The organism is Nitrososphaera sp. (assembly GCA_039938515.1).
In the GTDB taxonomy this organism is placed as follows: Archaea; Thermoproteota; Nitrososphaeria; order Nitrososphaerales; family Nitrososphaeraceae; genus Nitrososphaera.
Genome location: JBDUUL010000024.1, coordinates 1 through 14,827 on the forward strand (window position 1 = coordinate 1; position 14,827 = coordinate 14,827).

Genomic DNA, 14,827 nt, shown 5'->3' on the forward strand with positions numbered 1-14,827 from the left:
AAGACGTACCCTCCATAGCTGACGGGCATTATCGTATAAGTCAGGCCGCTTCTCAAGGTGTATGAGATTGACGGACCGGTATTCCACGCAAGAAAAGTACCGCTCTGCCATAGGCCAAAGTAGCCACCAAGCGAGCCGCCTGAGTTGCTTACCGAGGTGATAGTCAGCGTCGAGTACAGCGAGTCGGCCCTGGCGGGCCTTGAAACAAGCAAAGATGGTATGGCAGTAGTTGCCACGGCGAGAAGGCAGGCTATGGCGATTGCCGGCGCGGCTCGCCTGATTACTATCGCACTTGTTGGTTGTCTGCTAGTGTTGGAAAGCTTTTTTCCGTTCGAATCTGCTTTGAATCCAAAAAAGTCTTTCATGTCGTCAGCCTCGTTACCAAAATTATGAACTTAACAGGTTAGACAGACTGTTCAATGGCAAAAGCACCATATTCGTCTATCGCGGGAATCTCATTGGAACGCAAGACCGGATGATATTTCTTTGAACTTTTTTGGAAGGTTGATAGCTACTCGCACATGGCGAACTCGTATATTCGAGTCAGTCTGAATTTCCGCCGACAATAGCGCCCGCAGCCAACTCGAGGCGCGGCAAATCGAGGTCGGCCCCAGCCATCATCACAAAATACATCAAATGTCTTCTCGGACACGGCATGTCGCCTCGCGACGTGTCATATTTGCCAGTTAGAGGAAGGTCGCCTTCATGCTATCAGACATTCCAGCCTCCCTCTAATGCGCTTTTTCGCTGAAAAACATCTTGAGAGGACAAAACCCGGTTCTTGACCGTTGGCATGTAGTTAGAAATTATACATAAGCATCGATTTAGACGCCAACGACTCCCGGCCATTCAAGGTCACTGAAAAATTGTCGCGATTCCCAGAAAACAAAGAGAGTGGATTTCTACCCCAGTCGTGCGTTTCGATATTTTCTCCAGTCACCGTTTCCTCGATTTTTGAGGAACGGAAAGGTGTTCCAGGAAGGTACAGCGAAAATTGATCCCATTCAAGTTGATTGCAATAGCCATCACTGCGCTGATAGTAGCTGGCGGAACAGCGGCTACGGTGTTGGTTCCCAAGTCTCAGTCAAACGGGAGCGATAGTACTTCCGGAAATTCGACGCCCCTATCTGTGCTCAGCAGTATACCGTCAGGTGCTGGAGGTCTTATCATTCACTCGGACGGAACAGCAGGCAGCAAGGCAGGCAGCCCCTCCGAAAGTCAGACTACCGTGCAGTCTGGCTCCGAGAACCCTGCTGTTCGAAGCAACTCGACAATCGGCGGAGATGTTTCAGGTGTCAACGAGACGGAGAAGAACTCGACAAGCAACATAATCGGCAATGTTACTCAAGGCGACATCGGCTCGGAGAACGTTACCGAGAGCTCAAACATAACGATCACCGGCCCTGCGCATGGCATGATGTTTGTAGAGGCAACTGGCCCGGCTGGCGCAAAGGTTTCATTTGATAATATCAATGCGACTGACGGATTCGGCCAACCCCTATCTCCTGTTTGCACCCCGGTCACCGGCTCGACATTCCCTCTCGGCACCACAAGGGTTACCTGTTCAGCTACCGATCATCATGGAAGAGCAGCTAGTACAGCTTTTGACGTCATAGTGAGAGATACTACCGCCCCGTCGCTTGTAGCTCCGGACGACATTACCGCACTTGCAACGGGCACGCTGACCAAGGTGTCACTTGGTGGCCCGGTAGTCACCGATGCAGTTGACAGTTCTCCAAAGGTATCCAACGACGCCCCTCCGAATGGATTTCCTGTAGGCGATACCGTTGTAACATGGACAGCGACAGACAGCTCGGGAAACACGCAGACAGCACAGCAGCTGGTCACTATTACTAATGAGTCATCTCAAACTAACGCAAATTCTTCCGAACCATCGACCACCGATGTGCCACAGCTGACGCTGAGCGGCGCATACTATAACGACACCTCGAGTGGCAGGATTTTTGTCGGACCGGCCACCACATTTGCCTTAGGATCAACTACCGGTAATGCCTCGACAGTGAATCATTACAGATACTACCGTTCAGGCGACAGCGGCGACCTTCCTGATTTCGCAAACGGATCTACCTTTACAGTTGCCGGCCACGACGGGGAGTATGTCATAGAGTACTATGGTCAAAATGCAACTCTTGTGCAGAGTCTTGATGTAACCTATGACGGCTCGCCGCCTACCTCTTCAGCGAGCATTGCCAACGATTCGTCGATAGCCTCAGCAGACAGCATTAACATTACTGCCTCAGACAGCGGGAGTGGATTGGCAAAGCAGATGCAGTCAGGGGTCTATTACTCGATCGACGGCAATAGCACATTTAGCAGCTCCAAAACCGGACTTTTGGTCCTTCCTGCCAGCGCGCTCAAATCAGGCCACCATTCGCTGACTTTCTACAGCGTGGACAACGTCGGAAATAAAGAATCGCTCAAGACAATCAGCTTTAACCTTTCCGACTGCAGTACTATGCCGACCGAACTTGTAAAAGGAGTGGTATTTGCCGACCCGACGCTCACCACAACTGGCGATGGGCAGCCGCTTACAAAGTATAGCATGCCATCAATCGACTCGAAAATCGCGGACATCAGCTCCAGAGGCTTCAACACCATTAGCGTGCCATTCTTCTGGTCTGCCTATTCAGATAACCCGACATCCACGCTCTCCGAAATGTCAAAGATTGCCGCGAGTGCTCAGAACCACAAGTTGTGCGTGATTTTCTCAAACTATCAGAGTGACACTGGCGGCAAATTCGGAGGACACGGATTCCCGCTCTCTGTTACCAAAAACTATGGCACAGAGCGGGCATTCTGGACGGATCTTTATGCTAACAGAATCCTCACCGACCACGGGCCGGAAACTATCTGGAACATACAGGCAGCAATGATGCGCGATATGATCTCGTCTGTAGACAAGTACTCCAGCGTGACCGGCTACGAGATAATCACCAGACCATACGTCTATGACCTCGACCAGTACGCTCAACTCGGTCAGTATCAGACTTATGTAGCGTCACAGATGCGCTCCGTCACCGCCAAGGTGATATTCTTCGACAAAGCAGAACCTAGGACTGGCTACAACGTCTATGTCGATCCAGAACATGACAGTCTGACAAAGCCAGCAGTGTCAAATGTAGTATTTGCTCCACACTTCTACGAAGGTGCGGCAAGTGGAACGGCTGAGGACGTGCAGGGATACGTGCAACTCGCGAGCGAATGGAACTGCCCGCTTATCATTGGCGAGTGGGCAGACAATTCCCTGAATAGCACAAAGACCAGCATCGACTCATTTGACTCGAACAACGCTGGCTGGATCTGGTGGAGCTACGACCCAATTGATTCATCGAGCCTGATGGACGCCGACTACAAAACGACGCAGAACATGGCAAACCTGCAATCAGCAATGAACTAAAGCTGTCTGACTGGCGCAAGAAGATCAACGCGCCTCCCATATTTTTAGAAGTTAAATATACCGAATTTGTACCCCTGATTGTTCTGACAGATTGTGTGACCGTAGGAAGATTTCGAGCAGATTTCGCTAAATTCAGGCTCAAACCGTTAAGAGCCGTGTGGCATCGGTTGCTTCAATGAAACCAACAACTTTTGGAATCTCGACGGCTATAGTCCTGGCGGGAATCCTTGCAGTATTTTCTGCAGGTGGCTTTTCTGCCGTGGCAGCACAGACACAATCGACCGGAACGGCAGCAGGAGCTGCCGGTAGCGCGAGCGGTTCAGGCGCAAGTCCCGGCACTTCAAATTCAGGCAGTGCATTGGCTTCGGCTCCTTATTCTAGTATTGTAAACTCGACACGAACAGCGTCTTCAAGTATGATGTCAGTATGTGAATCGAACAATACCACGGGTACTGCTTCCACAGGCAATACAACTGCTACCAGCATGAACAGCACGTCAAGTGCAGGAAGCGCAGGCAGCGGCACTAAAACCGGCAGCTTGGCAGGAAACACCGGTACGGCAGCAGCTAACAGCAGCACTGGTACAACCTCAACTTCCCCATCAGCAACCTCAAGCCTCACTGCATATAACACCAATACAAAATCAAGTGCAAACAATTCGACGTCTACTGCAAGCCTTACAGTCAACTCAACAACAGCAATGAAGCAGGCCAAATCCGACATTGAAACCGCATGTACCTTCATCAAGACCAATAACACGAGCAGTGCCCTGATGTATCTCCAGATGGCTGATCAAGTTCTCATGCAGGCGCTCAACAATACCTCGACTTCGACCGCCTCGACCAACACCACAGCAAACACTTGCAGCCCCATCAGTACAGGAACAAGCGGCACTACTGGCGTCTTGGCAGGAAACACCGGTGCGGCAGCAGCTAACAGCGGCAACGCTGGTACATCAGGCAGCACTGCGAGCAACTGTGCTAACGGACTGACAAGCAGTTCAGGCACAGACAGCACCGGAACTTCATCCACTACAAGGTAAGCAAAAGGAATGCGGACCTAAAAGGTCCGGCTTTTTCTTTTTTTATATGTCTTCAGCCAGTTGCAGGAGAATTCTTTCTGTCCCTGCTGTCTCTTCCAAATGAACGCATGAAATATCCTGAAAAAACCATTCCCGCGCTCAAGAACGCGGCCGTAATGATTCTGTTCGGCTCGAGATGAAAAACCAGACCCGAAATCGCTGCTACGCCGGCGCCTCCTGCACTCAGTGCAAGCCATCGAACAAGCTCGCTCGACCTGCCTTTAACGGATAGCCCTGACATAGAACCATCAAACCTAACACAAGTTCAAGATAAAAGTATTGCCCATTCGTTTGACTGCGTGGCTGAAGGCCCGGCTGCGCAGCGGAAATGTGGAAGGATTCCAGATACTAGTGATCCCCGAAGAGTTGTTCTGTATGTTGTAACTGGGTTGACTGCCCTGAATCTTGTAGGGTCACAAGAATCCTGTACTTCAGGACAAAAGATAGGTTGTCATTCTTTTTATTTTTTTAAGGGTACAGTCATCACGATGGGTCACCCCGAGAGAGATACTATTGAAAATAATCTAGAACATATGCTTCACTGTACCTGCAGAGCAATGGAATACAGCTACTGGGAGCCATCTAGGATGGAAAGGATGCTTTGTATCCGCGAGCCATGCAATTCGATCGAGTCCTCGAGCGAAAAAGGCAGAGGGATATCTCTTGGCCAACCAGTACTAGAGATAACGTTTGACTCACGCCGAACGCCGATCGTCAGGGAATTATGGCTCGGCTCAACCCTATGATTCCGGATGGGCCTGTCTAGAATGCTGCGTTAGCTCCGCCATAGTCTCGAACGACTCGTCGCATTCGTCACATTTAGGCTGCGACTGGTCCTCTGGGTTTTTTGCATTCTCTGCAGTAAACTCGATGCGCTGCCTGCCGACCTCGATGTTCTGCTCGCTTTTGTAATCTGAAATATTTGGCTTTTCTTGCTCGCTGACAGAAGGTGCTTTTTCGTGTTTTTCAGGCATCCTTGCCTTGTCGCTTGACATGGATATAGCTTGTCGCTCATTGAATTTCATGGTTTTCACTGCTATCGCAGCGCCTCAAAAGGCTGCTCGATATATAGTACAAATGCGTTTGGAAATAGATGGACGCGCGCGCAAAGGACGATGGAAGCATGTTCTACCTGCTTGGCAAAAGGCTGGAAAGGAAACACGCGGCTCACATGGACCGAAAGCAGTTGTACGACGCTCTGAGGCACGAGAACCCTTCGCTCAGGGACAAGAGCGACGAGTATATCTCACAGCTTATCGATAATCTGAGGTAGTCCGTTAGCAAGCGATGAACGGCAGCGCTGCTCGCCGCTGATCCACGCTGTGAATTCTCGGAATCTTTGCCATACTGGGAGCTATTGCATTAGCTCAATAGCCAGTCATTCTGGAAAAGGCCGACGCGTCGTAAACACAGGTTACGGAACTGAACCATGGGCCGCAAGGGACTCAGGACAAATTAGTCTTGAATCTCAATTTGGGTCGGGCCTACAAGCCTTTGAATCGTGTGCCGCAAGGTCCACAGCAGGGGATCACTCGTGCAAGTGAATATCAACAATTCAAAGGGAAAAGAAAGCTCATGCGTCCCACCTATGCTACAAGTTGGAGTCTAATTCAAATCACACATTAGGTCATTCGATAGAGGTCTCCTCAGATTTGTTGAGTCATGTAACTATAACAACTATCTTGAATAATTAAGGGAGTGGCTCTGTAAAACGGATTGTGATAGAGTTCTTCCCTAATTCAAGTTGAGGGGCAACTCCGATAATTTTGCGAATGGCCGCATCAAAGTAATGGGCCAAAAACTCAGAATATCCTGGCCCGAGTTCGTGATGGATGGCAAGCAGATGCACAGATTGTCCAATCGAGTGCTCGTACTCAAAGGTATTTCCATATTTTGATAGAATGTGCACAAACTGAAAAAAGGTGTTAACATCAAGCTTTCCAAACCAAAAAAGGGCTATCTCTGGCGCGTTTCTTGAGCCAGCTTCTGATGCATGCTCTAGGAGTTTTTCTTTACCAATGGAATCTATTAGACTCCTGAAGCCCTGGCGGGAGATAGAGATCATTGGAAATCTTTGGGCAAACCTGTCCCATTCTGCATACCTCGTAATAATTTCAGATAGGAGTGCATTTACACTGATCCCTCTCTTCTTCGCATCAGCCTTCAAAAGCCTGTCCTGTTCATCGTTAAATCTAATACTCCTAAGGATGGTTTTGCTGCTCATAGGGTTGTGTTACATTGTAATACTCATAAGGATTACTTTGTGGACAACATGGATATATTTACAGGCCACTTTGAATCGGTGTGAATACCTCCCCAATTCCTTCAGAACCTCTCACTGCATCCCAAATAGCCAGTCTCAAATCTGTATTCTCCGGCGATATTATTTCGAAAAATGAGAGCAGTTACGACGAATCAAGAAAAGTCTGGAACGGAATGATTGACAAGCATCCTGAACTAATTGCCAGGTGCATGAACGTTAACGATGTTGTTCAGGCGGTCAAATTTGCGCGTAAACACTCACTCCCAGTAGCCATTAGGGGAGGCAGTCACAATGTCGCCGGCTTTGCCACCTGCGATAATGGAATGGTAATAGATCTCTCCTTAATGAAATCGATCAAAGTCGACGAGGCAAAGAAGGTTGCACGCGCTGATCCGGGCCTAAAATGGAAGGAGTTTGACGCTGCGACTCAGGCGCACGGATTGGCCGTTACCGGTGGATTAATTTCGACTACTGGAATATCCGGCTTTACCTTGGGCGGCGGCATTGGCTGGCTTGTTCGCAAATGCGGTTTTACGGCTGACAACCTTATTGGTGCCCAAGTTGTCACGGCGGATGGAGAAATAATAGACTCCAGCATGGAAGTAAACCCAGATTTGTTCTGGGGGCTGCGGGGCGGGGGTGGAAATTTTGGAATCGTCACATCATTTCAATATTCCCTTGCACGAATTGGAACCATGGTTCTGGGAGGCCTTGTGCTTTATTCCTTTAAAAACGCACAGCAAGTGCTCGATCGGTATGCGAATCTAGTAGCACAGAACCCACCCGATGAACTTACTACCCTGATTGCGTTTATCACTGCGCCTCCTGCGCAGTTTGTTCCTCAAGAATATCAGGGAAAACCGGCGATCGCGCTGGCGTGCTGCTATTGTGGAGATACCAGCGATGGAGCAGAGATAGTGCAGCCGTTTAGGGCTCTCGGGGAGCCAATCGTGGATCTGATCCAGCCGATGCCCTATACTGTTCTTCAATCCATGCTTGACGAAACTGCGCCAGCCGGGCTTCAAAATTACTGGAAGTCTGCATACTTGCGGCCGATAGGCAAGGAGTTTATAGAGGCTGCAATTTCGCGGTTTAAATTAGTCCCCTCACCATTGTCTGCGATTCACATTCATCAGTTAGGTGGCGCCATCAGGCGCGTAGGCGACAATGCGACGGCTATTGGAAAACGAAATGCAGCCTATGTGTCGAATATCGTTTCCATGTGGATATCTCCAGAAGAATCCGACAAAAACGTGAAGTGGACAAAAGATACCTTTGACGCATTCGCAAAGTTCTCCGAGGAGGGCGCTTATGTTAATTTTCTGGGAGAAGACGGGAGCGATCGCGTCAGAGCAGCATATGGTGAAGGAAAGTACAGGCGTCTGTCGCAACTAAAGAGGAAATACGACCCGACTAACTTTTTCCATCTCAACCAGAACATTCGCCCCGAGCCGAGCAAGTCTAAGCGTTGACTGGATCAAGTCAAGCGAGTACGCATGCAAAGGGAAAAGACCTATTGTTCTTTTGTGCATCATTTACTATATGCCTCCTAATAGGGTAGGATCCAAATTAAGAACCGTTATCGGAATGGGCCGTAAGGGATTACATATTACATAGGTGATGGGTTCCATGATATATTGCAATTAGACATTTGCGCAACATTGAGAAGACCCCAAGAGGTTTCCGGACACAGTCGTTCAAAGCAGCGTGCATCGTAAATTATGAAGACAGGTATTTAGAATGATTTCCCATTCAGCTGGCACAAAGCTAGATTGCACCCAAAACTGCTTATGATATTCGTTTCAATGTTATTGTAACAGTGCAGGCTGCATTTAAGCGTACTCTTAACATTAATCTTCACAAGCAGGTGCATACCACTATATACTTAAATATTTGCTCCATTTAACTCGCCAGAAGTGTATGTCCTCAAGTTGCAGAGGAAAATAGAGGTCAGAAGAGAGCGCATATTGCAGGTGCTCCCTGGAAAACAATTAGACGGGAAGACCATGGTAGAAGTTTTGTCAGCACTCAACCATGACTATTCTTTAGCTACAATCAGAACGGACCTCATGGCACTAATGGAAAGAGGAGAAATCTCTTGTGATGATAAAAGAAAACCGACCATATGGTGGAGGGCTAGGCAAAAATGAATACAGAACCTGCAACCCAAGACAATCATCCGGATGTTAAAGGAGTACTTCTATCAGATGAAATCGAATACTGTGTTGAAAATTATGATTTAATTAGACCATTCGAAATTCGCAACTTACGTCCAGCGAGCTATGATTTCACAATCGGCGACGTATACAAGAAAGGTGGCAGAGAGTATACTCTAGATGCACAAAATCGTACTCTCGAGATCAAGCCGCACGAAGCAGTCGTGGTTTCTACAAGAGAATCATTGAACATGCCAAGATTTTTGGTTGGTCGATGGAATCCCAAAGTAAAAAAAATCTTTCAGGGACTCGTATGGGTCGGAGGAGTGCATATTGATCCTGGTTGGACGGGACCGTTATGGTGTCCTGTGTATAACTTATCACGTGAGACTATCTGGTTGAACCGCGGCGACACCTTCGCTTCAATAGATTTTGAGAAGACATCAGAGTATCACGAAGGATTGAGTCAACCTTATCCCTCAGGTAAGAGACCTGAGTTAACTCATCCTGGAAGCGGGCTTGAAATCGTTCGTGATGAAGTGAAGAGTTTCCCAAAAAGATTAGAAATGTTCCAGACTACTAATTTTGCCATACTGGCAATAATCGTCGCTGCACTATCCGTCATCGCTGTCGCGCCTGACGGGAAGATGCCAAATTTTCAATATGATCAATTGAGTACTGGTATAAGCATTGGTGCACTATTTCTTTCTGTGATGGCATTAGTTGCGTCGTATATCAGAACTAGGAGGGATTGACATTATGATTGCAGAAACTAAGGAGAGCGATTTGGATTCCATCTATGTTAAAGTACTAAAAGACATTCAGAAAAATGGTGAGACAGTCGAAGCGATAACTGATGCATTTTCAGTGGGATCAAAGTTCGGTGAAACTGCTAGATCGACACGCGAATTAATTGCCTACAAATTCATCCTTAGTGATCCTAGAGCAAGATTGCTTTACAATGAAGCGCGACAGTTTGACTTAACTTTTGCCTTCGCGCAATTTTTATGGAACATTTCTGGATCTGATCAACTGAGCGCGATCTCGTTTTACAATGGTAAGGGGATTGATTTTTCTGATGACGGAAAAACCATTTGTGGTAGTTCCTACGGAAAGCGCTTGTTCAAGACCCCGACAGATAGAAGCCAAATAGAATCTATTGTAAGTAGACTGAAACATGATCCTACATCAAGAAGGACATTTGCAACAATCTTCCAGCCTTCAGACAATGTCACAATGACTAGAGACGTGCCTTGCCCTATTGGAGTGCAATATCTGATACGCGATGATAAATTACATGCCATTACTTTCATGAGATCCAACTCGGCGGCATTTGTCCTGCCATACAATGTGTTCTTTTTCACTATGGTGCAGGAACTAATCGCTCTGGAAGTAGGTGTGGAATTGGGCGAGTATATTCATATGTGTGGCTCCTTGCATTATTACGACGACGAGACTCGCCTAGTGGAGCATGCTTTATCCTGCGAAGTGCCGAGCAGGAATCCAATGAAACCAATGCCAAAGTTTACAGATAGAGAATATCTGAGCAGCCTTACTTCATTTGACTCTGATCTTAGAGAAGCTGTAGAAAATTCCAGATTTAATGCTGATCAATGGATTGAGCGCGCAAAGAAATTTGATCCTTACTGGAGCCAGGTTGCGCTCCTCTTTGTCTATCATGCCCTCAGAAAGACCAAACAAGATGACATTATTCCGTCGCTTGCCCATGAACTGAATCACGAATATCTCTTCTTCTTGGAGGAACTAAAAATAAGACACTAGAAGTCATCTCATAAATGGTCGTTACGAAGGGCAGCGTCGCAAGAGCCAAAAATCATGGTTGACTTTACGGTGAAATCGATAGTTGACTTTTCTTAATATTTATGAGATGAGTTCTAGTTAAAGGATCACTTCCCTATTCCCATTGAAATTGAGATGTAATGTCCTTAATGGCCGTATCCGTGGTAATATCTATATCAGTTGTATTGATCTCGATAATAGGGCACGATTTCCACTCTCCCACGAACTTATTGAAAGCAGTTTGCAAATCATTCAGATAATCCATGCTTATGGTTTGCTCGGCATCTCGATTTCTTCCTTTAATTCTGCGATTTAAAGTGTCGATGTCAGCACGTAAAAAAATTAACAAATCTGGTTGGTGCAGCTCTCCGCGCCGTGAATCAAGTATCTGTTCCAAGAGGGCGTATTCATTGATGTCTATATACCCGCGACTAAGCATCACATTAGAGTAGACACCGTTGTGTTCATTTATAACATAATCTTGACACACTACTTGCGTTGAGAAATCTAGCTCTGCATGCCGGAGGATGCTTTGCATGAGTATGTAAACCTGATTTTGAAACGCATAATTTCCTTTTTCTTGATAGTATCTCTTCAGGAATGGACTTTTGTGTGCCTGCGAATAATTTGGAATCCATTTGAAAATACCGCATAGCCTTTGACATAAAGTTGTAGTTCCGGCACCGATGTTGCCAGTAATGTTTACAAATTTCTGCATCATTTTTTCACTGCTTCAAGAATCCAATTTAGGGTATTAAACTTCCTCCAACGAGGCCTGCTAAATCCAACAGAAAGAACTAAGTCTCTAAGCTGATGTTTATTCCACACATGACCATCACGGGTGCAAATTAGCATATTAAGATCGAACAGATTAGCCATCTGAGAACCTTTTATCCACTCGTTAATTATGATTTTACCATTACGATGTAATGCGTCAAAGGTTTTTGAAGCAAGCTGTCTCGCTTCATTTCTACTTTTGCCATGTAAGACGTTGCTAATCAAAGCTACGTTAAAATCATTTGGCCATTTGGATAAGAGTAGGTCCCCCGGAATCACAGAGATTCTCTGTTCAAGGTGATATTCTTTTATTACTTTTCTTGTGAGCAGAGCAATCTCAGTTCTGTCAATAATTGTAGCATTCAGTGATGGGTTATCAATTGCAGCCAATATAGTATAATGCCCTAGGCCTCCACCAACATCAAGAAGTTTAATCTTTCCTCGTAGGTTAACCACATCTTGCAACTTTCTATATTGGAGCAAATACAATTCCATCAAACCATAAGCATAACTTGCTACGTTCAAATCATGTGTATTCTTGAGAATCGGAGCATCAGTTCTGATTGATTCTGATAAGCTTGCCCATGATCGGAATAGATTCTTGTGATGCGCTGTCCAATTCCTAATCTTTCCGTTAATTCCAAAGCATTCGATCCCTAATCTGGTAGGTCTATATCTAATTCTGGAACCGGATGCTGGAGATCCCTTCACCAATCCTAAATCTTTCAGAGCAAGTAAAAGCCGTTCAATGCCACGTTCGGAAACTTTTAGTCTGAGAGAGAGTTCTTCGGAGTTGCTTTGTTCATGCTCAAGAAGTGGAATAATTTCCAACTCATTAGCCGCCATTATTACTTGTGCTTGTTCATACTTTTCAATGAGTTGCATTACATCAGATATTTTTTTCACACTGATCGGCCGTGCCCCACTTACTTGTTTTCGCTAATTAATATTCTAACTAGATCGTTTGTGTAGTTGGCGACGATCACTTTTCCTTGTTTCATAATGTATGAAGGATGATACATAGGATAAACAGTACGGCCCTTCGATTGTACACTCTTTCCAACAGAGCTTGGCCAAGCATCACTCCCTAGGATACTAATGATTGCATCCTGCCCGAGTGGGATTATTATAGCTGGATCAACCAGATTGATTTCCTGCGACATGAAATGTGCACAATTCATGATTTCATGTGGGAGCGATTTTCGATTATCCGGGGTATGACAATGTACTACATTCGTTATGAATACATCAGCTTTTTGCAAACCTGCGATCCTAAAGGCATTATCCAATAGGCGGCCCGATCCACCAGTAAATGGAATTTGTGTGCGCATACATGGTCTGCATAAACTCTGGCCTATTATCATGACCTTTGATTTCAAACTTCCATATCCAGGAGAATTTTCTGTTATACCTTTAATGTTTAGCCCAAGACATTTCTGACACCGCTTGATGTCTGTTACTAGAGCATCAAACCTTAGTTGCTTTGAAATTAGGCCTGTCATACAGGTGAAAATGGATGAGCATTTCCTAGTGAATTAAGATTGCGTCGATTTTCATACGTCCCCAAGCTTGCAATCTTAGAGAAAGTTACCGAGGGCTTCTGCCAGGGAATTTGATGTTGTTTATAATTCTTCTAAGGAGCGATATAGAAGTATTCAATGGTGGACAGATTCTCGCATACACAATATGCTGACTATAGATGGTTGGCTCAAGGTAATTGGAGAGTCAGTAAGAGATCAGACTGCAGATCTGGCAGTTGACAGATTTAGGATTTCGCCAATTCGAACCCTTGTTGAATTACTGGTTCGCAACTAAGAAGATCCAAGTGACCTAATCTAGGAGGCATTCCGCGATGGTAATTCTACTTAAATTCCATCTCTCTTCTTAATTCTCTCCAAGAGCAATGATGCAGGTTCATCATTTGGATCTTGTGCGACCAATTTGCCTGAAAACGCTTTCGTGAGGATAGAACCATCTATACTATAGGCTCTTCTTCTAACCTCAGTAACAGATCTCTCAATATCTTCTGCAAAATTCAAGATAACCTTTACCTTAGCTACTATCCTCTTCTGTTCTTCAAAAGGAGGGATAGGCACTACCAATTTTCTCATTGAACCAATATTGAAATGCGTTTGAGCAATACCGACTTTCCCGAAGTTGATTTGATCTCGAGCGTATGCTGAATTAATGTAGAATGAACCATATTCTGAGAGTAGACAAGATAAAGGTCTCATAATTATAAGGTCTGAACAGTTAGCATCTTTCAAGGTGCCAGGAATGACACATGAAATTCCCACATTGCCTGACCTTACTACTACTATGTTGCCGGGTTCAAGCTTTGACTTCGATAATTTATTATGGAAACTCTCAGAGATAAACTTCAAGTCAGTCGGATCAAAATAATTTTCCCTTACGTTCAGTGACCGAAGGAAAGGTATCCCATTTTCAACATACTCTTTCATCATCGGCCCAACATGTCCGACAGTTATGTCCCGACATAATTCCTCGAAAGTAGTCCATACCCAGCCAAGCGGTAATTTGGACAAGCCACTTGCTTCAACTTTCTTAGCATCATAGCATGCAGATTTGCCAACGTTCCTTCCATCAGAATTATGCTTTATCGTTGTTGTTAAATGGTGCGCCCTTGTAGTACGGTTAAGCATTATTTCTGCGGGTACATCATTTGGGCTTTGAGGAACTAGCTGACCTCTAAATGCAGATACCAGAACAGATTGTCTAATTCTCTTCATTATCCCCGGAACATTGTCTAAAGCATCACGCGCTGTCTTGCTATCACTAAAGAGCTCTTCTATTTTTGCAACTATGCGCCTCTGTTCATTAAGAGGTGGCATGGGAAATGGAATCGATGCTACGTCGTCCCTTCTTAACGAGGGTACGGTAGTAGCCCTACTGTACTGGCCCAATCTCACTGTTAACATGAAGTAATAGGCAAAGAGATTGTCGATACTTAGATCAAAACACTCCAATCCCATTATGTTATTGTCTACCAAAGACTCTTGCGCTAGAATCGCTCTCCTGTTCAGGGCAATAGCTGCTCCAATCTTGGCAAAGACTATAGCGCCTTTTTTCAGAGGTTTCGCGTTTAGACTTTTGCAGTCATCTTTGCTAACATAGTTGGCAGCCTGCGTAAGATACCTTTTTCCATTTAAGACGGCTTCTGAAATGTCTCCAACCTTAAAGAATGGAATTTGACCTTTCCTTCTTCCTTGGTACTCCAGAGGGAAGCCTGCCCCCGAAGCTATGCTGCAAACGCTTCCTACGTCGGCAAGAACCCAACCCTTCGGGAGACTCGGTATTGCTTGCGAGTTCAT

Annotated in this window: 14 protein-coding genes; 7 read left to right on the forward strand and 7 right to left on the reverse strand. The window is 45.7% G+C overall.

Going from position 1 to position 14,827, the window contains the following annotated elements:
• The coding region (locus ABI361_12665) for a hypothetical protein (protein MEO9321512.1) at nt 1-365 on the reverse strand (365 nt) is incomplete at its 3' end.
• Nucleotides 366-994: 629 nt separating this feature from the next.
• On the opposite strand from ABI361_12665, the gene ABI361_12670 reads away from it, so the two are divergent.
• Both ABI361_12670 and ABI361_12675 read left to right on the forward strand, forming a co-directional pair.
• A complete protein-coding gene (locus ABI361_12670) occupies nt 995-3,418 on the forward strand; it encodes an HYR domain-containing protein (GenBank protein ID MEO9321513.1) in 2,424 nt (807 codons plus the stop codon).
• 175 nt (nt 3,419-3,593) lie between these two features.
• Nucleotides 3,594-4,460 (forward strand): hypothetical protein, encoded by an 867-nt coding sequence (locus ABI361_12675; protein ID MEO9321514.1) that lies wholly within the window; start codon nt 3,594-3,596, stop codon nt 4,458-4,460.
• Between the two features lie 52 nt (nt 4,461-4,512).
• Here ABI361_12675 and ABI361_12680 read toward each other — a convergent pair whose 3' ends face one another.
• A complete protein-coding gene (locus tag ABI361_12680) occupies nt 4,513-4,740 on the reverse strand; it encodes a hypothetical protein (GenBank protein MEO9321515.1) in 228 nt (75 codons plus the stop codon).
• Nucleotides 4,741-5,239: 499 nt separating this feature from the next.
• Nucleotides 5,240-5,494, reverse strand: a complete 255-nt coding sequence (locus ABI361_12685; protein MEO9321516.1) for a hypothetical protein — start codon at nt 5,492-5,494, stop codon at nt 5,240-5,242.
• A gap of 98 nt (nt 5,495-5,592) precedes the next feature.
• On the opposite strand from ABI361_12685, the gene ABI361_12690 reads away from it, so the two are divergent.
• Nucleotides 5,593-5,772, forward strand: a complete 180-nt coding sequence (locus ABI361_12690) for a hypothetical protein (protein ID MEO9321517.1) — start codon at nt 5,593-5,595, stop codon at nt 5,770-5,772.
• Between the two features lie 417 nt (nt 5,773-6,189).
• On the opposite strand, the gene ABI361_12695 is transcribed toward ABI361_12690, so the two are convergent.
• A complete protein-coding gene (locus tag ABI361_12695) occupies nt 6,190-6,723 on the reverse strand; it encodes a CopG family transcriptional regulator (protein MEO9321518.1) in 534 nt (177 codons plus the stop codon).
• Nucleotides 6,724-6,803: 80 nt separating this feature from the next.
• Between ABI361_12695 and ABI361_12700 the strand changes: the two genes are divergently transcribed.
• From ABI361_12700 to ABI361_12715, 4 genes are all read left to right on the forward strand, one after another.
• Nucleotides 6,804-8,234: an FAD-binding oxidoreductase gene (locus ABI361_12700; protein ID MEO9321519.1), complete on the forward strand. Its 1,431-nt coding sequence runs from the start codon at nt 6,804-6,806 to the stop codon at nt 8,232-8,234.
• Nucleotides 8,235-8,678: 444 nt separating this feature from the next.
• Nucleotides 8,679-8,912, forward strand: a complete 234-nt coding sequence (locus tag ABI361_12705) for a hypothetical protein (protein MEO9321520.1) — start codon at nt 8,679-8,681, stop codon at nt 8,910-8,912.
• On the forward strand, nt 8,909-9,673 hold the full coding sequence (locus ABI361_12710) for a hypothetical protein (GenBank protein ID MEO9321521.1): 765 nt from the start codon (nt 8,909-8,911) through the stop codon (nt 9,671-9,673). The genes ABI361_12705 and ABI361_12710 overlap by 4 nt, the downstream gene beginning before the upstream one ends.
• A 4-nt stretch (nt 9,674-9,677) precedes the next feature.
• Nucleotides 9,678-10,700 carry a thymidylate synthase gene (locus ABI361_12715; protein ID MEO9321522.1) on the forward strand — a complete coding sequence of 341 codons (1,023 nt, stop codon included), beginning with the start codon at nt 9,678-9,680 and terminating at the stop codon, nt 10,698-10,700.
• 133 nt (nt 10,701-10,833) lie between these two features.
• Here the strand turns inward: ABI361_12715 and ABI361_12720 are convergent, their stop codons facing one another.
• The 3 genes from ABI361_12720 to ABI361_12730 all read right to left on the reverse strand — a co-directional run bounded on the left by ABI361_12720 (nt 10,834) and on the right by ABI361_12730 (nt 14,827).
• Nucleotides 10,834-11,439, reverse strand: coding sequence for a deoxynucleoside kinase (locus ABI361_12720; protein MEO9321523.1), 606 nt, complete (start codon nt 11,437-11,439; stop codon nt 10,834-10,836).
• Nucleotides 11,436-12,401, reverse strand: a complete 966-nt coding sequence (locus ABI361_12725) for a methyltransferase (GenBank protein ID MEO9321524.1) — start codon at nt 12,399-12,401, stop codon at nt 11,436-11,438. Before ABI361_12725 ends, ABI361_12720 begins: the two co-directional genes overlap by 4 nt.
• Before the next feature lie 959 nt (nt 12,402-13,360).
• On the reverse strand, nt 13,361-14,827 hold the full coding sequence (locus ABI361_12730; protein MEO9321525.1) for a restriction endonuclease subunit S: 1,467 nt from the start codon (nt 14,825-14,827) through the stop codon (nt 13,361-13,363).

What these genes read in the sequence shown, in the direction of transcription:
- ABI361_12680 (MEO9321515.1), bottom strand. Translation starts at nt 4,740, where the DNA reads ATGTCAGGGCTATCCGTTAAAGGCAGGTCGAGCGAGCTTGTTCGATGG.
- ABI361_12695 (MEO9321518.1), bottom strand. Translation starts at nt 6,723, where the DNA reads ATGAGCAGCAAAACCATCCTTAGGAGTATTAGATTTAACGATGAACAG.
- ABI361_12710 (MEO9321521.1), top strand. Translation starts at nt 8,909, where the DNA reads ATGAATACAGAACCTGCAACCCAAGACAATCATCCGGATGTTAAAGGA.
- ABI361_12730 (MEO9321525.1), bottom strand. Translation starts at nt 14,827, where the DNA reads ATGAACTCGCAAGCAATACCGAGTCTCCCGAAGGGTTGGGTTCTTGCC.
- ABI361_12715 (MEO9321522.1), top strand. Translation starts at nt 9,678, where the DNA reads ATGATTGCAGAAACTAAGGAGAGCGATTTGGATTCCATCTATGTTAAA.
- ABI361_12720 (MEO9321523.1), bottom strand. Translation starts at nt 11,439, where the DNA reads ATGATGCAGAAATTTGTAAACATTACTGGCAACATCGGTGCCGGAACT.
- ABI361_12685 (MEO9321516.1), bottom strand. Translation starts at nt 5,494, where the DNA reads ATGTCAAGCGACAAGGCAAGGATGCCTGAAAAACACGAAAAAGCACCT.
- ABI361_12690 (MEO9321517.1), top strand. Translation starts at nt 5,593, where the DNA reads ATGGACGCGCGCGCAAAGGACGATGGAAGCATGTTCTACCTGCTTGGC.
- ABI361_12675 (MEO9321514.1), top strand. Translation starts at nt 3,594, where the DNA reads ATGAAACCAACAACTTTTGGAATCTCGACGGCTATAGTCCTGGCGGGA.